Origin of the sequence: Bacillus massilinigeriensis (assembly GCF_900117315.1) — a bacterium.
Classification (GTDB): domain Bacteria; phylum Bacillota; class Bacilli; order Bacillales; family Cytobacillaceae; genus Bacillus_BE; species Bacillus_BE massilionigeriensis.
Window position 1 is genome coordinate 1,238,254 of sequence record NZ_LT630337.1, and the last position, 20,650, is coordinate 1,258,903.

At 37.2% G+C, this 20,650-nt stretch carries 17 protein-coding genes; 1 reads left to right on the forward strand and 16 read right to left on the reverse strand.

From position 1 onward, the window contains the following. Positions 1 to 43: 43 nt before the first annotated feature. Positions 44 to 280: an RNA chaperone Hfq gene (gene hfq / locus BQ6100_RS06240; RefSeq protein ID WP_075980844.1), complete on the reverse strand. Its 237-nt coding sequence runs from the start codon at positions 278 to 280 to the stop codon at positions 44 to 46. Between the two features lie 37 nt (positions 281 to 317). After that, complete coding sequence (gene miaA / locus BQ6100_RS06245; RefSeq protein WP_075980845.1) at positions 318 to 1,271, reverse strand: tRNA (adenosine(37)-N6)-dimethylallyltransferase MiaA; 954 nt, start codon at positions 1,269 to 1,271, stop codon at positions 318 to 320. A gap of 275 nt (positions 1,272 to 1,546) precedes the next feature. Here miaA and mreBH point away from each other — a divergent pair, with 275 nt between their 5' ends. Then, complete coding sequence (gene mreBH, locus BQ6100_RS06250) at positions 1,547 to 2,554, forward strand: rod-share determining protein MreBH (protein ID WP_075980846.1); 1,008 nt, start codon at positions 1,547 to 1,549, stop codon at positions 2,552 to 2,554. A 76-nt stretch (positions 2,555 to 2,630) separates the two neighbouring features. Here mreBH and BQ6100_RS06255 read toward each other — a convergent pair whose 3' ends face one another. The 14 genes from BQ6100_RS06255 to pgsA all read right to left on the reverse strand — a co-directional run bounded on the left by BQ6100_RS06255 (position 2,631) and on the right by pgsA (position 20,582). Beyond that, positions 2,631 to 3,077: a hypothetical protein gene (locus BQ6100_RS06255; protein ID WP_075980847.1), complete on the reverse strand. Its 447-nt coding sequence runs from the start codon at positions 3,075 to 3,077 to the stop codon at positions 2,631 to 2,633. Between the two features lie 289 nt (positions 3,078 to 3,366). After that, complete coding sequence (gene mutL, locus BQ6100_RS06260; RefSeq protein ID WP_075980848.1) at positions 3,367 to 5,265, reverse strand: DNA mismatch repair endonuclease MutL; 1,899 nt, start codon at positions 5,263 to 5,265, stop codon at positions 3,367 to 3,369. A 24-nt stretch (positions 5,266 to 5,289) separates the two neighbouring features. Beyond that, a complete protein-coding gene (gene mutS / locus BQ6100_RS06265) occupies positions 5,290 to 7,902 on the reverse strand; it encodes a DNA mismatch repair protein MutS (protein WP_173719814.1) in 2,613 nt (870 codons plus the stop codon). Between the two features lie 157 nt (positions 7,903 to 8,059). Further along, positions 8,060 to 8,608 (reverse strand): outer spore coat protein CotE, encoded by a 549-nt coding sequence (locus BQ6100_RS06270; protein WP_075980849.1) that lies wholly within the window; start codon positions 8,606 to 8,608, stop codon positions 8,060 to 8,062. Positions 8,609 to 8,838: 230 nt separating this feature from the next. Beyond that, positions 8,839 to 9,270 carry a RicAFT regulatory complex protein RicA family protein gene (locus BQ6100_RS06275; protein ID WP_075980850.1) on the reverse strand — a complete coding sequence of 144 codons (432 nt, stop codon included), beginning with the start codon at positions 9,268 to 9,270 and terminating at the stop codon, positions 8,839 to 8,841. Position 9,271: 1 nt separating this feature from the next. Continuing rightward, complete coding sequence (gene miaB / locus BQ6100_RS06280) at positions 9,272 to 10,816, reverse strand: tRNA (N6-isopentenyl adenosine(37)-C2)-methylthiotransferase MiaB (protein ID WP_075980851.1); 1,545 nt, start codon at positions 10,814 to 10,816, stop codon at positions 9,272 to 9,274. 365 nt (positions 10,817 to 11,181) lie between these two features. Then, positions 11,182 to 12,048 (reverse strand): 2-oxoacid:ferredoxin oxidoreductase subunit beta, encoded by an 867-nt coding sequence (locus BQ6100_RS06285; RefSeq protein WP_075980852.1) that lies wholly within the window; start codon positions 12,046 to 12,048, stop codon positions 11,182 to 11,184. Further along, positions 12,049 to 13,785, reverse strand: coding sequence for a 2-oxoacid:acceptor oxidoreductase subunit alpha (locus tag BQ6100_RS06290; RefSeq protein WP_075980853.1), 1,737 nt, complete (start codon positions 13,783 to 13,785; stop codon positions 12,049 to 12,051). Between the two features lie 320 nt (positions 13,786 to 14,105). After that, the gene (spoVS, locus tag BQ6100_RS06295) at positions 14,106 to 14,366 is read right to left on the reverse strand and encodes a stage V sporulation protein SpoVS (RefSeq protein ID WP_003181955.1); all 261 of its coding nucleotides are present in this window, start codon (positions 14,364 to 14,366) and stop codon (positions 14,106 to 14,108) included. 218 nt (positions 14,367 to 14,584) lie between these two features. Then, on the reverse strand, positions 14,585 to 15,382 hold the full coding sequence (locus tag BQ6100_RS06300; protein WP_075980854.1) for a TIGR00282 family metallophosphoesterase: 798 nt from the start codon (positions 15,380 to 15,382) through the stop codon (positions 14,585 to 14,587). A gap of 126 nt (positions 15,383 to 15,508) precedes the next feature. After that, positions 15,509 to 17,071: a ribonuclease Y gene (gene rny, locus BQ6100_RS06305; protein ID WP_173719815.1), complete on the reverse strand. Its 1,563-nt coding sequence runs from the start codon at positions 17,069 to 17,071 to the stop codon at positions 15,509 to 15,511. 287 nt (positions 17,072 to 17,358) lie between these two features. After that, positions 17,359 to 18,399, reverse strand: a complete 1,041-nt coding sequence (recA, locus tag BQ6100_RS06310; protein WP_075980856.1) for a recombinase RecA — start codon at positions 18,397 to 18,399, stop codon at positions 17,359 to 17,361. Between the two features lie 260 nt (positions 18,400 to 18,659). Then, positions 18,660 to 19,916: a competence/damage-inducible protein A gene (locus tag BQ6100_RS06315; protein WP_075980857.1), complete on the reverse strand. Its 1,257-nt coding sequence runs from the start codon at positions 19,914 to 19,916 to the stop codon at positions 18,660 to 18,662. Positions 19,917 to 20,003: 87 nt separating this feature from the next. Beyond that, complete coding sequence (pgsA, locus tag BQ6100_RS06320; protein ID WP_075980858.1) at positions 20,004 to 20,582, reverse strand: CDP-diacylglycerol--glycerol-3-phosphate 3-phosphatidyltransferase; 579 nt, start codon at positions 20,580 to 20,582, stop codon at positions 20,004 to 20,006. Positions 20,583 to 20,650: the final 68 nt, after the last annotated feature.

A 20,650-nucleotide genomic window follows, 5' to 3' on the forward strand; every position in this document is an offset into this window, starting at 1 on the left:
TTTTGGAAAAAGACCTCTTCATTATTTTTTATATAACTAATATTTAAGATTGTTGACCTTCTAAATCAATTTGAACATTTCGTTGTGGTGCGAAGGTAGATATGGCGTGTTTATATACTAGCTGTTGTTTTCCTTCGGATTCAAAAAGAACAGTAAAATTATCAAAGCCCTTTATTTGACCTCTTAATTGAAATCCATTTAATAAGAAAACCGTAACATTTGTTCCGTCCTTGCGTAGTTGATTTAAATATTGGTCTTGGATATTAATGGGTTGCTTCATACTTAATCCTCCTCTTTTATCTCTATAACTATGTATTCTATTTATTTCCTAGCTTTCCTTCAATATAGTCTGAAATTTCCTCGATTTTTTTTCCTAGCATAAAGGAATCAGTGATATTATCCATTTTAAACCATTTTACATCCATTTTATTACGAAACCAAGTCATTTGCCTTTTTGCATAACGTCTAGAATTTTGTTTTAAATGATCAATTGCATTCTCTAGACTTATTCGCTGATCAAAATATTCATATAGCTCCTTATAACCGATTGCCTGAATCGATTGACACTCCCTTAGTCCTTGATCATAAAGTTGTTTAACTTCATCGATCAACCCTTCTGTTATCATCTGATCGACTCGTTGATTGATTCTCTCATACAATTGTTCTCGTTCCATAGTTAAGCCAATTAAAGCCACATCATATAATAAATCTGGACTTTGCTGTTTTTGATATTCCTTCATCGTTTTCCCTGTACAATGGAATATTTCTAAGGCTCGAATCACTCGGCGGGTATTGTTAGGGTGAATCTTTTCTGCACTATTTGGGTCTACTTCCATTAGTTCCTGATAAAGACGTTCATTACCTTCTTCCCTTGCCCTTTTTTCAAGTGTTTCACGAAATTGTATGTCGGATGGGGCATCAGAAAAATGATAATCATTGATTACCGATTGAATATACAAACCCGTGCCACCAACAATCATGGGCAGTTTTCCTCTAATCGTTATGTCTGAAATTTTCTCTCGGACCATTTCTTGAAATTCAGCAACAGAAAAAGGTTCTTCAGGTTGTTTAATATCAATTAAATGGTGAGTAATTCCTTCCATTTCTTCTTTTTTAATCTTTGCCGTACCAATATCCATACCTTTATAAATTTGCATGGAATCGCCACTAATGATTTCTCCATTAAATTTCTTTGCAAGTTCAATACTTAGCTTTGTTTTTCCTACGGCTGTAGGACCGATGATAACCAATAATTTTTCCTTTGACTTCAAAGCTCTTCACACTGCTTTCTTATACTTTATATCCATATAAATCATATTACCATTTTCGGATAAACCGCAACATATTTCACTAAAAGCAGTTGAACATCTATGCATTATTCCCACTTTCCATTTTTCTAATCAAGGAAATTAAATTTCTTTAATGGAAACATTTAAACATATTACATTTCTTACGAGTTCATTACAACGTCTCTTTTACCCCCAAAAGAAGCTCACCCCTTTATGAAAATTATAATTGTACATTGAAAGGAATGGGTGAGACAAATATGTTTTCTACATCTGATATTGGAATTGACTTAGGAACAGCAAATATATTGTTATATAGTAAAAATAAAGGTGTTGCTGTGAACGAGCCTTCTGTTGTCGCTATTGAGACGGACACAAATAAAATCCTTGCAGTCGGTCGTGAGGCGAAGGAGATGATTGGAAAAACACCTGAAAAGATTAAGGCAATCCGTCCACTTAAAAACGGGGTTATTGCCGATTATGAATTGACAACCAATATGCTGAGATTCCTATTAAAAAACGCATCAAAAAAATTAGGCTTTTCAATCAGAAAGCCAAACGTGGTTGTATGTACACCATCTGTTTGTACAAGTGTTGAAAGAAAGGCAATTCAGGATGCCGTAAGAAATGCTGGTGCCAAGAAGGTCCATTTAATTGAAGAATCCGTTGCTGCAGCTATCGGAGCTGGGCTTCCTGTTGATGAACCTATTGCTAATGTCATTGTCGATATCGGAGGCGGCTCCACGGAGGTTGCCATCATTTCCTTTGGGGGAGTGGTTGCATGTCATACTCTCCGCTTTGGGGGTGAGCGTTTTGATGAGGATATATCAAACTATGTTCGAAAGGCCTATAATGTCTTAATTGGTGAGCATACGGCAGAGAAAATCAAAATGGAGATAGGTTATGCGCTAGAAGACCATGACCCGATTTCTATGAATGTTCGAGGAAGAGATCTTTTGACTGGATTACCTAAAACAATCGAGCTCACTTCAACTGAAATTCATCACGCGATCAAGGATACCCTAGCGCAAATTTTAGAAACACTCCGACTTACTTTAGAGGATAGCCCCGCTGAGCTAAGTGGAGATATTGTAGACCGTGGCGTGATTTTAACAGGAGGAGGCTCCTTGCTAAATGGACTTCAGGAATGGATTAGTCAAGAAATCTTTGTTCCTGTCCATCTAGCACCAAGCCCGTTGGAATCAGTGGCCATTGGTACTGGGAAGGCTGTACAATATTTAAATACCTTGCAAAAAGAGGCTAAATAAATAGATCCCTACGATTAATAAAGGAGCTGGTAAATGCACCAGCTCCTAAAAATATTTATACCTTAAATTTTTTTGACTAATCAACTTCCGGTTTTCTTTTACGATTAAAGTATATAAAAATTGGCAATGGAATAACGATGAAGCCTAAGCTTTTAATAATTTGATTCTTTGCGTTCTGTTGCTGCCTTTGCTTCTCATCTTTTTGTAACTGCTCGTATTCTGTCCGCAATTTTTCCTCTGAAATGTTTGCTGGTTCGGTAGCTGATTTATCATATAGCCTCATTTGTCGGTAATCAGAATAGCTCTGATAATAAGAGGTTGGACTGACTAAATCCGCTGCCGCCATAAAAATAGATATTCCCCCACCAATAACCATCATCAATGTTGCAAACAATACTAGATAAGTATATAAATTTCGGAACACACCCTCATCTCCTTTATTCTTACTTTTAATCGCGTAGGCAATGATAAAAAAGATCAATACAATCGGTATTATGGCAATAAGTATGCTAAATGTGACCAAGTGAACACCTCCATTCACTTTTCTTAATTCTAATATAATGGAAAGTCGGTAGATATGCTTACAATTATTGCAAATTTCTCCGAAAAAACATGAAATTTATTAATATCTTATAAATTTATTAATCATTTTTTCATAGTTTTTTCATTTTTGTCCGTTATTATATGAAAGAAGCTAGTGAGGAGCTTTTTCACAGCCCCCTTTTTTAACATATTTTTCGATCCGGTTGTAGGTGCCGGATTTTTTTTTATAAAAAAATAGGGAAAGGTGCCGGACACCTTTCCCTATCTTTTTACATCACTCGTTTAAACATTTTTTCCATGTCATAGGTAGAGTAATGAATAATGATTGGTCTGCCATGTGGACATGTGAAAGGATCTGATGTTTGTCTTAGTTCATCCAATAATGCTTGGATTTCATCATTTCTTAAATGTCTATTGGCCTTAATAGATCCTTTACAGCTCATCATGATAGCCGCTTCCTCTCTCAACCTTTTGACATCCACTGCCTTCATTGAAAGAAGCTGTTCAATCATCTCTTCAATTACTTCTTTTTCTTCACCCTTTGGGAACCAAGTTGGATGTGACCTTACAATAAAACTATTCAAACCAAACGGTTCGATAAAGACCCCAACCTTTTCAAGTTCTTCCTTACTTTCATTAATCTTTAATGTTTCATCAGTTGAATATTCAAACGTCAACGGTACGAGGAGCTCTTGAAGTTCTTGAATGGTCTCTCCAACCTTCTCCTTAAAAAACTCATATTTTATCCGTTCCTGAGCAGCATGCTGATCAATAATATATAGCCCCTTCTCATTTTGAGCAAAAATGTAGGTCCCATGCATCTGTCCAATTGGATATAGTGGGGGCACCCTTGTAGACTCTTTTTCCTCCATATCTCGAACTAGGTTTGATACTTCATGGTCATCTAATTCCTCAAATGCTTCTTCTGAAACTGGAATAGAAAACGAATCGAAATGAGGAGCCTCAAATGAATTATCTATGCCTGTTTGAAACTTTTCACTCATAGAACCTATATCTGGAACGATCCCATTCGTGACTTCTTCACTCGCTAATCCTTGCCCACTTGGAATTAAATCCTTGAAAGGAGGCTCCTCCTTTATTACAGGAATATGATCCAAATTCAAACTTGTTTGTTCTGATTTCGGCCGTTCTTTTTTTTCATTAGAAAAACCTGATGGAATCAATTCTTGTTTTTTAAAGACACCCTTAATTGAGTCAGTCACTAGCTTATTTAGTTCCTGCTCTTTGCTTAATCGAACCTCCATTTTCGATGGATGAACATTTACATCCACTAAAATCGGATCCATTTCAAGGTTTAACAAAACGATTGGAAACCGTCCAATTGGCAGCAATGTATGATAACCTTCCTGAATAGCCTTGACCAACGGATAGTTTTTAATGAACCGTCCGTTAATCATCGTTGTTATATAGTTTCTTGATGCCCTTGTTATCTCAGGAAGAGCTAGCCAGCCCGAAATTCGAAAATCCAAAGAGGAAGTATGGATTGGGACCATTTTTTTAACGATACTTAAGCCGTAAATTGCCGCTAGTACTTGTCTTACATCCCCATTTCCATTTGTATAAAGCAATTTCCGTCCATTATGCATCAAGCGAATGGAAACCTCTGGATGGGATAATGCGAGGCGATTAACCACATCTGTTATGTTTCCTAATTCTGTATGAATCGTTTTCATATATTTAAGTCGTGCAGGTGTGTTAAAGAACAAATCCGATATGATGATATCTGTTCCTTTTCTACTTGGTGCCTTTTCAAAGGCGATAACTTTTCCACCTTCAATAATAATCTTGGTCCCAGCATCACCAGTTGATGTGGACATCTCTAATCGGGCAACAGAAGCGATACTTGGAAGCGCCTCACCTCTGAATCCAAGAGTGCGAATACGGAACAAATCATTTTCATCTTTTATTTTACTGGTGGCATGGCGAGAGAATGCGAGTAGGACATCTTCCTCTTCAATCCCATCTCCGTTATCGATAATTTGAATTCGGGCTAGTCCTGCTTCCTCTACATCTATTTCAATGACGGTACTTCCAGCATCTATCGAATTCTCTATTAACTCTTTTACAACAGAGGCTGGTCTTTCAACCACTTCACCAGCGGCAATTTTATTTGATAAGGCATCATCCAACTGTATGATTTTTCCCATTGAATTCGCCTCCCTTCTATACGCCTATTTTAATTTCTTATGAAGCTCATATAATAAATTCATCGCCTTCATAGGTGTCAAATCTAAAATATCTACTTCTCTTATGGAATCAAGGATTCTCTTTTCCTTTGAAGAGATTTGCGGCTTCTTTTCATCAACGATTTCCTCGAAAAAGGATAATTGAGCATCATTTACTTGCTTTATTTCTTCTTCGACATGATTAATCTCAGCTTTTTCTTGCTGATGATTGGTTGTTGGTGCTTGTTCCTCAAGTGTTTGTAAAATCGCTTTAGCCCGTAAAATGAGTTCCTTAGGTAATTCGGCTAATTCGGCCACATGTATTCCGTAGCTTTTATCTGCTGCACCTTCTTTTATTTTATGAAGGAATACGACCTTTCCATTTTGTTCAATGGCACTGACATGGACGTTTTTCAATTTCATTAATTCCTCTTCCAAAGAGGTTAATTCATGGTAGTGAGTTGAAAATAAGGTCTTTGCCCCGATATGGTTATGAATATATTCAATAATGGCTTGAGCAAGAGCCATCCCGTCATAGGTTGACGTTCCCCGGCCAATTTCGTCAAAAAGTATTAAACTATTACTGGTTGCGTTGGTAATAGCATTTTTCGCTTCAAGCATTTCTACCATAAATGTACTTTGACCAGAGATCAGGTCATCCGCTGCACCGATTCTAGTAAAAACTTGGTCAAAAATAGGCAGGGTCGCTTGTGATGCGGGTACATAAGAGCCAATTTGTGCAAGGATAGCGATTAAAGCAATTTGACGCATATAGGTGCTTTTCCCTGACATGTTTGGACCAGTAATTAAGAGAACCTCTCTATCCTGATTCATATGACAATCATTAGGGATATAGCTCCTTGCATTCATGACCTTTTCGACAACTGGATGACGACCGTCTTGAATCGCTAGTGTTCTTTCATCGGAAAAGACTGGCTTTATATATTGCCGTTCCTCTGCAATTGTGGCAAAGCATTGAAGCACGTCCAATTCACTGACTGTTTTTGCTAATCCTTGTAATCTCGGAATAAATTCCTTAACATGCTCCCGAATGGAAGAAAACAGCTCATACTCAAGCTCAATACTTTTTTCTTCTGCTTGTAATATTAATTCTTCTTTCTCCTTTAATTCGGGTGTAATATACCTTTCTGCATTGGCCAAAGTTTGCTTCCGTTCATATCGGCCTTCCTGTAATAAACCAATATTGGCCTTGGTAACTTCAATGTAATAGCCAAAGATTCGGTTATAGCCAATCTTCAACGATTTAATTCCTGTTTTTTCCCTCTCTTGCCTTTCTAATTGAGCAATCCACGTTTTTCCATTTCTACTAGCATCACGATACTTGTCCAAATCTTCATGGTAGCCGTCCCGAATCATATTCCCTTCTTTCACAGATATCGGTGGACTGTCCACTAATGCCCTTTCAAGCATGTCTGAAATCTCTTCACAAGGATCGAGACGGTTCGAAATAGAGGTGACTACTTCATCATGAAATTGCTCCAAAATACCCTTCAAGAGAGGTATTTGTTGTAATGATCGTTTCAGCTGGATTAATTCCCTTGCATTTACATTCCCAAATGCCACTCTTCCAGCAAGACGCTCAATATCATACACTTCTCTTAGCTTTTCGCGAAGGTCTTGACGTTCAAAATAATGGTTGATTAAAGATTCGACGATGGAAAGACGTCTTTCAATTTCTTTCCTACTAATCAAAGGTCGATCAATCCATTGTTTTAGAAGTCTTGCCCCCATGGCAGTCTTTGTTTCATCTAACAGCCAAATTAACGAACCCTTCTTCCCCTTAGATCGGATGGTTTCTGTTAACTCTAGATTTCTTTTTGAGTAATAATCTATCTTCATGAAATGGTCGATTTCATAATGAACAACCGGTTGAAGGTGATCAAGACTTCTCTTTTGAGTTCGGTGTAAATAATTAAATAATCTTGAAATCGTTTGTACCAGCTTCTCATGATTTATATCAGTTAGTAATGGTTTGTATTTCTCATTCATTTCTTCGTTATCTTCAAAGGATATAGTGATAATAGATCTTTCCTTCATTAATTGCTGCAATCTTTCATCAAACTTACTACTAATGACTACTTCCTTTGCTCCACATACAGATAACTCATTTAACACATCATCAAAATGATCAAAAATAATTGTTACCCGACTCTCACCTGTCGAAAGATCATTATAGGCAAAACCATAGGAGTGGTCTTGGAAGGAAGAGATCGATGCAATATAATTATTTTCTTTCTCATTTAACCCTCGACCCTCCATCATCGTTCCAGGTGTTATTAGCTGAACTACTTCTCTTCTAACAACACCCTTTGCTTGCTTCGGATCTTCTGTTTGCTCGCAAATCGCCACTTTATAGCCTTTTTCTATTAATTGTTCGATATAGGTTGAAGCAGAATGATAGGGGACTCCACACATTGGGATTCTTTCTGGTAGCCCGCCTTCTCTACTAGTTAATGTTATCTCAAGCTCTCTAGATGCATTAACAGCATCTTCGAAGAACATCTCATAAAAATCTCCTAAACGGAAAAATAAAAAGGCGTCTTGATAATCAGCCTTTACCTGTAAATATTGTTGTATCATCGGCGTATAAGTTGCCATAATATCCTCCAAAATAAACTTTCTCAAATCATTTCTTCAGCTATTTATTATAACATAATTTCCTACTCTTTGAGCTAACGTGAATTTTTTAGATCCTTGAACAGGATCATGAAAAAATAAAGAAAAAACTAGGAAGCGTTACCTTCCTAGCTATGATTTACTCTTCTTCAGTTCCTAATAAGAAATCTGGGTTTAATTCCTCAAACTCTTCATCATTGACGCCTTCAAATCCCCAGTCTTCGTCATCGCATTCGCATTCACCAGGATAAATTTTTACACAGACCTTGGTTTCACCAATGACTTCAACAAGAAATTCTCTTTCGACATGAATAATGATTTTGTTACCGTTTGGAGAAATGACTGCTTCACAGCAATTTGGCTGTTGAAGTACACGTGCAATGACTTCTTGATCATCAAGGCAATCTGGGTCACGATATTTTAATCGAATAACGTCTAAATACTCAACACGCTCCGTAACAACCTCTGTTTTTGTATTATCGTTATAGGAGTACCAAACGTTAATATCATAATAGCCACAAATTTCGACGGTCTTACCACGTTTCTTTGCCTCGTACGTATGGTTGATAATCCAGCAGCCAAGAATACTTGACGGTTGGCGATCTGGGCAAATGGTATGGCTGGACTGAGTAAACTTGCGTCCTTTTGCTACGACGGCTTTTGTAATAATCTCTCTGTATTCTCCCATTACGAGCGAACCTCCTCATTCATTTTCAATTCATCCTATGCGGGATATTAGACTAGTGTGATTATATTTTTTCATGCGGGATTAGTTTGAAGTATAGTGCATTTTATGCGTTTACCCATAGATGTGTGATTTATAGATGTGAGATGTGGGAGGTGAGATGTGGGAGGTGAGATGTGGGAACTATATTTTGAAGTAAAAAAAGGCTAACTAGAAGTTAGCCTTTTTTTGTATTAATGATGGTGTGAGCATTCTTTGTTACGAATCTCTGCTCCGGTTTCTCCACTTAATAGATTTCCGCCAGTGGAAATTAGGATTTCATCTGTCACCTTATTTGAAATGGTATTGGCAACCATTTGTAAAAGATCATTTACATCTATTTGGGATTGCTTGAATTCCCTAACTACAGGAATTTCATCTAATTCCTGTTCCAATGCTTCCATTCTTTCTTCTGTCTTCTTCAACGCTTCCTCTTTACCATAGTGTTGAAGATTGACCGCTTGTTTTTGTAACCCCTTGATTTGTGAAATTAAATCAGTTACCTTTTTGTTTTCGTGAATTTTAGCTTCTGCTTTTTTGAAAAAATCTACTTCTTCTGTTTCAGCAATCATCTTTGCAATTTCTCTAGCTTTTACAACAATGTCATCCTTTGTAAATTTCGCCATTTTATTTCACCTCAGCCGCTTTAAATTCTTCCACCATTTCTCCATTTAATGACCATGTTTTTGCTTGATTTATTTTCACCTTGACAACTTTACCAATTGCCGATTTTGGACCTGCAAAATTAACGAGTTTATTTTTTCTAGTGTAGCCTGCCAGTATATCTGGGTTATTTTTGCTTTCCCCTTCAACTAGTACTTCAACAATTTGGCCTTCAAACTTCTTCATTGCTTCAGCAGATAGTTCATTTACTAATGCGTTGAGCCTTTGGAGACGTTCTTTTTTCACTTCCATTGGAACATTATCAACCATTTTGGCAGCAGGTGTGCCTTCACGTGGAGAGTAAATGAAAGTATAAGCAATTTCAAATCCAACTTCACGGTACAAGGATAATGTTTCTTCAAATTGCTCATCTGTTTCATTTGGGTATCCCACAATTATATCCGTCGATAAGGAGACGTTCGGAATAGCCTCTTTAATTTTTCTAACAAGCTCTAAGTATTGTTCTCTTGTATATTTTCTTGCCATGATTTTTAAGACTTCATTTGAACCTGATTGTACTGGTAAGTGGATATGTTCAACTAGGTTTCCACCCTTAGCTAATACTTCAATTAAATGATCATCAAAGTCTCTTGGATGACTAGTTGTAAAACGAATTCTTGGAATATCAATCTTACGGATTTCATCCATTAAATCACCTAAGCCGTATTTCATGTCCTCGAAGTCTTTACCATAAGCATTTACGTTTTGCCCAAGTAGAGTAATCTCTTGGTATCCTTGAGCTGCTAGATGACGAACCTCTTGGATAATATCTTCTGGTCTACGGCTACGTTCTTTTCCGCGTGTATAAGGTACGATACAATACGTACAGAATTTGTCACAGCCATACATGATATTCACCCAAGCTTTAATATTGCCCTGGCGTACCTTAGGAAGATTTTCAATGACATCTCCCTCTTTTGACCATACCTCAACGACCATTTCCTTTGACATATATGCTTCATGTAAAATATTTGGAAGTCTGTGAATATTATGAGTTCCGAAAATCATATCCACATGATGGTAGGTTTTAAGAATTTTATTAACAACAGATTCCTCTTGAGACATACATCCACATACACCAAGAAGTAAGTCTGGCTTCTCCATTTTCAAATGCTTTAAATGACCTAATTCACCGAATACTTTATTTTCCGCATTTTCACGAACCGCGCATGTGTTAAGTAAAATAACATTGGCATCCTCCACTGAATCTGTAGGTTCATACCCTAACGCTAAGAAAATTCCTGCCATGACCTCTGTATCATGTTCATTCATTTGACATCCGTATGTGCGAATATAAAACTTTCGACCATTTCCCATTCCTCTAAACTCTTCTGGGATGGAGAAATTATCATGGTACTGAACTTCTTCTTTACCACGTTTCTTCGCATCCTTCAAGGATGGTGGAGTATATACCTTTTGAAAATATTGACTATAATCCTTATCGGATTTTTTGTCCGAAGAATTAGCCGTTTTCACTTGTTGATTTTCTAATCGTTGTTTTTCATTCATTAAGATTAAATCTCCTTTCTCTTTGATAAAAGTCTATTATCAAAATGCAAAGAATCCCTCATTTTTACTTTTATTTGGTAAGAATATGGTTAGAGAAGATTCTTTTTTACAATCCAATTGCATACTACCTAAGATATATGCACATTATTATAGTATAAGGGTTTCTAGGCTATTAAACAATAGAATGGAAGTGGATTCAACGAAACATTTAATTCCCATTTTTATCATAAAGAATATGGAGATTTATTGGAGTGACAAAACTCACCCGGATATATTACTAGATTTGATCAAAAAAGAAAGGCAGCTCCACAAGCAATGTACAATGCAATGTGGAACTGCCTCTTTATCTTTTAAAATCGATAATATTACATGAATTCTGAAACCAAAGAATTAAAATGAGCTTCATCTAATTGAAGATCTAGATTTTTCAGTGGTTCTTCTGAATATCCACTGATTAATTCTTGGTAAGATTGTCGTTCTGTATTTTGATAAATTAAACCTGTCACTAAGCCATTATGCTGCATCAATGTTTGCATCGCTTGTTTACGGTCTGAAGGATCATAGCCTTCGACATCAGATAGCTTTGTTAAGTTCTCTTTAAACCAATCATAAGTGTTCACTTTATTGTAAGTTACACAAGGGCTAAACACATTGATTAATGAAAAACCTTTATGTTTAATACCGGCTTCAATTAAAGCGGTAAGATCTTTTAAATCGGTAGAAAAGCTTTGAGCTACAAAGGTTGCACCAGCAGTTAATGCCATTTCCATTGGATGAATTGGCTGTTCAATTGAACCGGCAGGTGTTGACTTGGTCTTGAATCCTGCTTGTGATCTTGGTGACGTTTGGCCTTTTGTCAATCCATAAATTTGGTTATCCATAACAATATAAGTAATATCGATATTACGACGAATTGCATGGATTGTATGGCCCATACCAATTGCAAATCCATCGCCGTCACCGCCTGAAGCAATAACGGTTAAATCACGGTTGGCCATTTTTACACCTTGTGCAATAGGGAGTGAACGACCGTGAATTCCATGGAAACCATAGGAATTAATGTATCCGGAAATGCGGCCAGAACATCCGATTCCAGAAATAACAGCCAAAGTTTCAGGTTCTAATCCAACATTGGCAGCTGCACGTTGAATGGCTGCTTGTACAGAGAAATCACCACACCCAGGGCACCAGTTAGGTTTTACTGAATTTCTAAAATCTTTAAATGTTGCCATTTAAAACAACTCCTTGCTTTTTGTATGAATTTCATGTGGCAAGAACGGATTGCCGTCATATTTTAGTAGCTTATGAATTTTTTCGGCATTTCCGACGTTCATCTTCATGATATTCGCTAACTGCCCTGTAGCATTATTTTCAATTACTGCGACCTTTTTCGCTCTATTAATAAGAGGTAAAAGTTCATCAGTTGGGAATGGATGAATTAAACGAACATGCGCATGATTTGCTTTAATTCCATCTTTTTCAAGACGTGTCATTGCTTCTTCAATGGCACCTCGTGTTGAGTTAAAACCAACTAATAATAAATCTGCTTCTTCATGTGGCGCATTGACATAAACTGGTGTATTAAAGTTAATATTTTCTATTTTACGGAAGCGCTTATTCATTTGTGCGTTACGGTTTGCAGCTGATTCAGAAGGCTTTCCTGTTTCATCGTGTTCAACCCCTGTTACGTGATGGATTCCATTTTTCATTCCTGGAACAACACGTGGTGAAACACCATCCTCCGTAACCTCATAGCGCTTAAAGTAGCCTTTATTTTCAATCTCAGGTAATTCGTCTTTGACGAGCTTACCACGTCGGATTTCTATTTTATTATAATCGAGAGGTTCGACGGTTTGTTTTCCTAATGAAAGCTGTAAATCAGATAAGACAATAACCGGGCATTGGTATTCTTCAGCTAAATTGAATGCTTGTGCCGTATCATAAAAAGCTTCTTCAACAGTACTTGGAGCTAAAACGATTTTTGGAATCTCTCCATGTGTACCATAGATCATTGCCATTAAATCTGACTGTTCTTGCTTTGTAGGAAGACCTGTTGATGGACCTCCGCGTTGTGTATCAACTATAACTAGTGGAGTTTCTGTAATCCCTGATAAACCGATTGCTTCCATTTTTAGTGAAAGGCCTGGTCCAGCCGATGCTGTTAACGCTCGAACACCACCGTAGTTTGCACCTATTGCCATTGTAACAGCAGCAATTTCGTCCTCGGTTTGGATAACAGCTCCACCCAATGCTGGTAGCTTCTTAATTAAATATTCCATTATCTCAGATGCTGGTGTAATTGGGTATGCAGCCATGAAACGGCATCCACCGGCTAAAGCTCCTAAAGCAATCGCATCGTTACCAATCATAAATAAGCGCTTTTGCCCATCTGCCTTATCCAAATGCATTGGTGGATTTGTTGCACCTAATTTTTCTTTCATAAAGTTGTATCCAGATTCAACAGCCTTCATATTCTTGTCAACAACCTGTTGACCTTTCTTTCCATAAATCTCCTGAATAACTTCTTCGAAAACAGAGATATCTAGATCTAAAATAGCACTTGTTGCTCCAATGGCTACCATGTTTTTCATTAATGATGTTCCTAGTTCAGTTGCAATTTCCGAAAATGGAACCGCATACATACTTGCTTTTGTATCTTCTGGTTTCTTTGGATCGAACTTTGCATCAGCAATGATGATTCCGTTATCATGAAGTTCTTTGTAGTTTAAATCTACTGTCTCTTGATCAAAAGCCACAAGAATATCCAAATCATCAGAAATGGAACGTACTTGCTTAGTACTTACGCGAATCTTGTTGTTTGTATGACCGCCTTTAATTCGTGAAGAAAAGTGACGATACCCATACAAGTAGTAGCCTAGACGATTCAGAGCAATGGAGAAAACCTCCCCAGTACTTTCAATTCCTTCCCCTTGTTGTCCTCCAACTTTCCAAGAAAGTTGATTGATCATGACTTACACCCCTTTAGACACCTAAAAAATTATGTAATATTTTTATATTTTCGAATAGTATCCCTTTATAAATGTTTACAATTTAGTCACTATTTCCTAGTTGAATTAATTGTATAATTATGCCTCGAGGGGTACTAAACGCTTTCAATTCTAGACCTATGTTTTAAAAAAAGCAACCCTTTTTGACAAAATATTGACGAAAATATGAATATTTTTTCATTATATAAATAATGCTAAATAAGTTATACCTATTTATTGGGAAAAATAGATATTTCAAGAAAAAAACCTGATTGCAAACTGCAAACAGGTTAACAATTTTATTAGCGTGGTTCGACAATGAGTTTTATTGCCGTTCTTTCTTCGCCATCGATCTGTATATCTGTAAAGGCGGGAATGCAAATCAGATCTACTCCGCTAGGTGCCACAAATCCTCTTGCAATTGCTACTGCCTTTACGGCTTGATTTAATGCACCTGCACCAATGGCTTGGATTTCTGCAGCACCTCTTTCCCGCAGAACTCCTGCAAGCGCACCTGCTACAGAATTAGGATTAGATTTTGCTGAAACTTTTAATATTTCCATTCCTAGCTCCTCCTTGTTTTCCCATCCCGATGCCCATTTAGGCATGTCAGGTATATATCTTCCATTGCTACTATATTCATTATTTTTTCCACATATTCCGGCTTGGTCAAAATTTTTAAAAAACTCCTTTATAATATGGAAGAGTATAAACCTATGTAATGATTGTTCATAAGGCAAAAAAAGCCTACCAAATGGTAAGCTTTTTTGCTCTATGTAAATTAAGAATAAAATGGATGATCTTGATTGATGAGAATTCGCTCTATTCTTTTTGCTAATCCCGTTTTATCATCTAATTCAATATTTACAGCACTAAGTTGTGTGTTCCCACTCTTTGGCACCTCGAAACGGACTGGAAGATTGGTTAAAAATCTTTTTAAAACAAGGTCTTTCTCTACCCCCAATATTCCATCATATGGTCCTGTCATTCCTACATCTGTAATGAAGGAGGTACCTGCAGGTAATATTCGATTATCAGCTGTTTGAACATGAGTATGTGTCCCAACCACTGCTGAAACACGCCCATCTAAATACCAACCCATTGCTTGCTTTTCACTCGTCGCTTCAGCATGAAAATCAACAAATATAAATGGAGTTCGCTCTTTCGCCTCTGCGATTAATTCGTCAGCTTTTCTAAATGGGCAATCATTTGCTGGTAAGAAGGTCCGTCCTTGAAGATTAATTACCGCAATCTCATACTGATTTAGTTTAATAAAGGTCATTCCCTTTCCAGGATTCCCTTCTGGAAAATTAGCAGGACGCACTAAATATTTCGCCTTATCGATAAATTCAAATACTTCACGATTATCCCATGTATGATTTCCTAGGGTGACTGCTTGTGCACCTGCTTCTAAAAATCCACGATAGATCTTCTCTGTAATCCCTTTCCCCCCCGCAGCATTTTCTCCATTAATAATCGTCACATGCGGTCGATACTTTTCCTTTAATTTAGGTAGGTACTCTTGTACCATATCCCTTCCTAGTGAACCAACAACATCACCAATAAATAATATATTCATGTACTAACCCTTTCTATTATAAAAAAGATCTTATTAAGATTGTATCACAATCCCTGTTCATTCTATTCAAGGAAAAGCAAAAAGACTGAATACGGCAAAAAATAAAGCAGTGCCAGTGGCACCGCTTTATTTTGCGTATTCAACAGCTCTTGTTTCACGAATTACTGTTACTTTTATATGTCCAGGGTAGTCTAGTTCTTCCTCGATTTTTTTACGAATATCCCGTGCTAAACGATGTGCTTCTAAATCATCTATTTGGTCAGGCTTAACGATTACGCGGATTTCACGACCTGCCTGAATTGCATATGATTTTTCCACTCCATCATGAGATTCAGAAATCTCTTCAAGCTTCTCTAGACGGCGAATATAGTTCTCTAGAGTTTCTCTACGCGCACCTGGTCTCGCGGCCGATAATGCATCAGCTGCAGCAACAAGAATGGCAATAATTGAAGTTGGTTCGGTGTCACCATGATGAGATGCAATACTGTTTATTACGACAGGATGCTCCTTATATTTGGTAGCAAGCTCTACACCGATTTCAACATGACTTCCTTCTACCTCATGATCGATTGCCTTACCGATATCATGAAGTAATCCGGAACGACGTGCTAAAGTCTCATCCTCCCCAAGCTCAGCTGCTAATAATCCTGATAATTGAGCAACTTCTATTGAATGTTTAAGAACATTCTGTCCGTAGCTTGTACGGAATTTTAAGCGTCCAAGAATCTTGATTAGGTCTGGATGTAAACCATGAACTCCAACCTCGAAAGTGGTTTGTTCCCCGATTTCCCGAATATGCTCATCCACTTCACGACGAGCTTTATCAACCATTTCCTCGATTCGTGCTGGATGAATTCGACCATCTTGAACCAACTTTTCTAGAGCTAGACGTGCGGTTTCACGACGAATTGGATCAAATCCTGATAAAATGACTGCTTCAGGTGTATCGTCAATGATTAAGTCAATACCAGTTAAGGTCTCTAGAGTACGAATATTACGACCCTCACGACCAATGATACGACCTTTCATTTCATCATTTGGAAGATTGACCACTGATACAGTCGTTTCGGCAACGTGGTCAGCCGCACACCTTTGGATTGCTAATGACAAGACTTCCTTCGCCTTTTTATCAGATTCCTCTTTCACTCTATTTTCACTCTCTTTAATCATTAAAGCAGTTTCATGAGACAATTCTTGCTCAATTCGCTCTAAAATGATGGATCTTGCCTCATCACGAGTTAGACCTGAGATGCGTTCAAGCTCACTTTGTTGTGTACGTATCATCTCGTCCACTTTGCTTTCCATCTGTTCAATATGCTGTTGTCTTTTGTTTAGAGAATCGTCCCTCTTTTCTAATTGTGCTTCACGTTTATCTAGCGTTTCGTCTTTACGATCAAGATTCTCTTCTTTTTGCAATAAACGATTTTCTTGTTTTTGCAGTTCACTTCTTCGATCACGAACTTCACGTTCAGCTTCAGAACGCAACTTATGAATCTCATCCTTCGCTTCAAGAAGGGCTTCCTTTTTCAGGGAATCCGCCTCACGTTTTGCATCTTCCAAAATAAGCTCAGCGGAATTCTTAGCTCCTGCTATTTTTGCTTCAGAAAAAGATTTACGAACAAAATAGCCAACAACTGCACCTACGATTAGACCAAGCAAAATGGAGATGATTGCTAATAAATCCATCATTTCACCTCCTCTTGCTATGAACTTTGTTTGTGTTACGTTTTCTAAAGTGTCGGCATGTACATTGTTCTACCTCAATATACAGCTCAAAGGCTTTTAAACGTTTTAATAGTCATAAAAAAATGTAAAATATACATCCTAATTGTAAAGCTGTGAATTTTTATTGTCAAGGGTTTGTCCTTTATGCTATTTCTAATATTTTGAATTTAACTTAATAACTATGTAAATATTTAAAAATAAGAAAAACAATAGAGAGTAACTCACCCGTAGTTACTCTCTTCATCATTACATTAATCGATTAATTCCAATTCTTCCTGTCCTTCATCGTCATTTACTGGTTCTGCTTGTTCTAGTCCGTAGTGTTCACGAATTTTAGTTTGAATTTCAAGACGAATATCAGGGTTTTCTTTGAGGAATAACTTAGCATTTTCACGACCTTGGCCAAGCTTCTCACCATTGTATGCATACCATGCACCACTCTTTTGCACAATATCAAGCTCAGATCCTAGGTCAACGATTTCCCCTTCTTTAGAAATCCCTTCACCATACATAATGTCAACTTCAGCTGTACGGAATGGCGGAGCTACTTTATTCTTTACAACTTTAATTTTGGTTTTATTTCCGACGATATCAGTACCTTGTTTTAATTGCTCTGCACGACGAACTTCTAAACGTACAGAAGAATAGAATTTAAGGGCACGTCCACCTGGTGTGGTTTCAGGATTTCCAAACATAACGCCCACTTTTTCACGGATTTGGTTGATGAAAATAGCAATTGTTTTTGATTTATTAATAGCTCCAGAGAGTTTACGAAGGGCTTGAGACATCAAACGAGCTTGAAGACCCACATGGGAATCCCCCATCTCTCCTTCAATTTCTGCTTTTGGTACAAGAGCGGCAACAGAATCGATAACAATAATATCTACTGCCCCACTTCTAACTAAAGCCTCAGCAATTTCAAGGGCCTGTTCACCGGTATCTGGTTGAGACAATAATAATTCATCGATGTTAACACCGAGCTTTTGTGCATATACAGGATCAAGGGCATGCTCTGCGTCAATAAATGCTGCTTGTCCTCCACCTGCTTGAACCTCGGCAATAGCATGTAGAGCAACCGTTGTTTTACCAGAACTTTCAGGTCCGTAAATTTCGATAACTCTTCCTCGAGGATATCCTCCAATTCCAAGTGCCGCATCCAATGCTAATGAGCCACTTGGCACTGATGAAATTTCACGATCCGTTTGTTCACCTAGCTTCATAATGGAACCTTTACCAAATTGTTTTTCTATCTGTTTTAACGCCATTTCAAGGGCTGCTTGACGATCACTCACAAATAAATCCTCCTTTAAATAACAAATATTCCTTCAGGCGAGTCTAGTTCGCTCGAAATACTATCTTAACTATACCCGTTTTTGATTTGTTTGTCGAGATAAAAATCGAACATCCATTCGTTTATTTTCGAAAGGATTTTTGGTTCAAAAATGAAATTTTACTATGGAAAACTCATTTTTTGAAGTGAAAATGCTGAGTAAAATTTGGAAATCACTCATTGTCTGAAAATATTATTTTAAACAAAAAAATCACAGAAGGCTCATGATACGCCTTCTGCGACTTCTTTTAACAGTTTCATTAAATAGTAGCATCCATATTTTACCGTTTGAATTCGATTTGCCTCTCTTGTCCCTCCGAGGGTGAGCTTTTTAACTGTTGTAGGAGTATTTTTGATATAGATTCCTACATAGACTGTCCCAGCGGGCTTACCTTCCAATGCACCTGGTCCTGCTACGCCAGTAAAGCTAATGCCGATATCTGAATGTAGTAATTCGGCTACGTTTTCAGCCAATTGCTTTGCACAGGATTCACTAACAGCTCCATCGGTTTCAAGAGTCTCCCTCTTAACCTTGAGGATTTTTTCTTTCACTTCATTGGTATAACATACAATGCCACCCTTTAAATGATTACTTGCACCAGGAAGAGAAGTGAATTTCTCTTGAAATAAACCGCCTGTTAAACTTTCGGCACAAGAAATGGTTAGTTCTTTTTGTTCTAAAACATGAAATAGTTCCTTCATTAGGGTAGTATCATTATATCCGTAGAAAAACGTACCTACCCTTTCCATGATTTTTTGTTCCGTTTCATCTAATAATCTTGTAGCTTTTTCAATTGATTCGTACTTGGCTGTTAATCTTAAGATAACCTCCCCGTCACCAGCTAATGGTGCAATGGTTGGGTTTTTTTGACCATCAATTAAATCCTCAATTTGAGTTTCCAGCATAGACTCCCCGATGCCGAAAAATCTCAATACCCGAGAGATAATTTTTTCATTCATACCAAGCTTGTCTGTTAACATTGGTTTCCCATAATTTAAAAACATTGGTATTAGTTCTTTTGGTGGTCCAGGCAATAGCATATACATCTTTTTATTGGATTGAAGAAATAACCCAGGTGCCGTTCCATGATCATTTTGAAGAACGATACCATCCTCAAAGACTAATGCTTGCTTGCGATTATTATCAGTCATCGTACGGTTTCTTTTTTGAAAAAATTGTTCTATGGACATTAAGACATCTTCGTCAATTAATAGCTTTTTACCTAAGTAGTTAGCTATAGTTTCTTTAGTTAAATCATCCTTTGTTGGTCCAAGGCCGCCTGAAAAAATAATGATATCGGATCTTCCTTCAGCCATTTCAATTGCCGATTGTAACCGAGAAGAGTTATCTCCTACTACGGTATGAAAGTATACATTTACTCCTAGATCCGCTAATTCCTTTGAAAGAAATTGAGCATTTGTATTCGCTATTTGGCCTAGGAGCAATTCCGAACCAACAGCTATGATCTCAGCGTTCATTGATTCATCACCTCTAAGAAGTATTTTTCCATCAATAAAAGCTCATCTATCCCACTACATCATTCAAAAGTATCTAGTATAAGTAAATCATTTTGAGTTTTTAAAGGCATATTTGTTTTTACTAAAATAGTCCCAACCAGACCAGATGGTAAAGAATGTTGCAACCCATAACGCAATCGTATCAAACGGAAAAGAAATCATCTCAAAAATAATATTATGCAAAAGCAAAGCAGATATGGCAACTATTTGCGTCCATGTTTTGATCTTTCCAAGCATATTTGCGGCAACTACTTCACCTTCTCCAGCAAGCACAAGTCTAAGACCCGTCACAGCAAATTCACGGCTAATGATAATAATAACAATCCATGACGCCGCATAACCTAAATCTACTAATACGATTAAAGCTGAAGAAACCAATAATTTATCAGCTAATGGATCTAAAAACTTCCCTAAATTGGTGACTAAATTATACTTTCTCGCATAATGCCCATCAATCCAATCGGTTGTAGAAGCCACAATAAATATAATCGCACCTACAAAATGAGTGACTGGCATTGTTGCACCAAGCAGTGTTAATTTCCCCCATGAAAAAGGAACTAACATGACAATTAAAAAGATGGGGATTAAAAATATCCTAGAAATAGTAATCTTATTTGGTAAATTCATATTGTGACCTCCGTAAGTAAAAAACGTATGAACCAATATAGCAGAAGGAAAAAAAGTGAAAAATAGTC

What these genes read in the sequence shown, in the direction of transcription:
- hfq (WP_075980844.1), bottom strand. Translation starts at nt 280, where the DNA reads ATGAAGCAACCCATTAATATCCAAGACCAATATTTAAATCAACTACGC.
- mreBH (WP_075980846.1), top strand. Translation starts at nt 1,547, where the DNA reads ATGTTTTCTACATCTGATATTGGAATTGACTTAGGAACAGCAAATATA.
- mutL (WP_075980848.1), bottom strand. Translation starts at nt 5,265, where the DNA reads ATGGGAAAAATCATACAGTTGGATGATGCCTTATCAAATAAAATTGCC.
- mutS (WP_173719814.1), bottom strand. Translation starts at nt 7,902, where the DNA reads ATGGCAACTTATACGCCGATGATACAACAATATTTACAGGTAAAGGCT.
- BQ6100_RS06270 (WP_075980849.1), bottom strand. Translation starts at nt 8,608, where the DNA reads ATGGGAGAATACAGAGAGATTATTACAAAAGCCGTCGTAGCAAAAGGA.
- BQ6100_RS06275 (WP_075980850.1), bottom strand. Translation starts at nt 9,270, where the DNA reads ATGGCGAAATTTACAAAGGATGACATTGTTGTAAAAGCTAGAGAAATT.
- miaB (WP_075980851.1), bottom strand. Translation starts at nt 10,816, where the DNA reads ATGAATGAAAAACAACGATTAGAAAATCAACAAGTGAAAACGGCTAAT.
- BQ6100_RS06285 (WP_075980852.1), bottom strand. Translation starts at nt 12,048, where the DNA reads ATGGCAACATTTAAAGATTTTAGAAATTCAGTAAAACCTAACTGGTGC.
- BQ6100_RS06290 (WP_075980853.1), bottom strand. Translation starts at nt 13,785, where the DNA reads ATGATCAATCAACTTTCTTGGAAAGTTGGAGGACAACAAGGGGAAGGA.
- spoVS (WP_003181955.1), bottom strand. Translation starts at nt 14,366, where the DNA reads ATGGAAATATTAAAAGTTTCAGCAAAATCTAATCCTAATTCTGTAGCA.
- BQ6100_RS06300 (WP_075980854.1), bottom strand. Translation starts at nt 15,382, where the DNA reads ATGAATATATTATTTATTGGTGATGTTGTTGGTTCACTAGGAAGGGAT.
- rny (WP_173719815.1), bottom strand. Translation starts at nt 17,071, where the DNA reads ATGATGGATTTATTAGCAATCATCTCCATTTTGCTTGGTCTAATCGTA.
- BQ6100_RS06315 (WP_075980857.1), bottom strand. Translation starts at nt 19,916, where the DNA reads ATGAACGCTGAGATCATAGCTGTTGGTTCGGAATTGCTCCTAGGCCAA.
- pgsA (WP_075980858.1), bottom strand. Translation starts at nt 20,582, where the DNA reads ATGAATTTACCAAATAAGATTACTATTTCTAGGATATTTTTAATCCCC.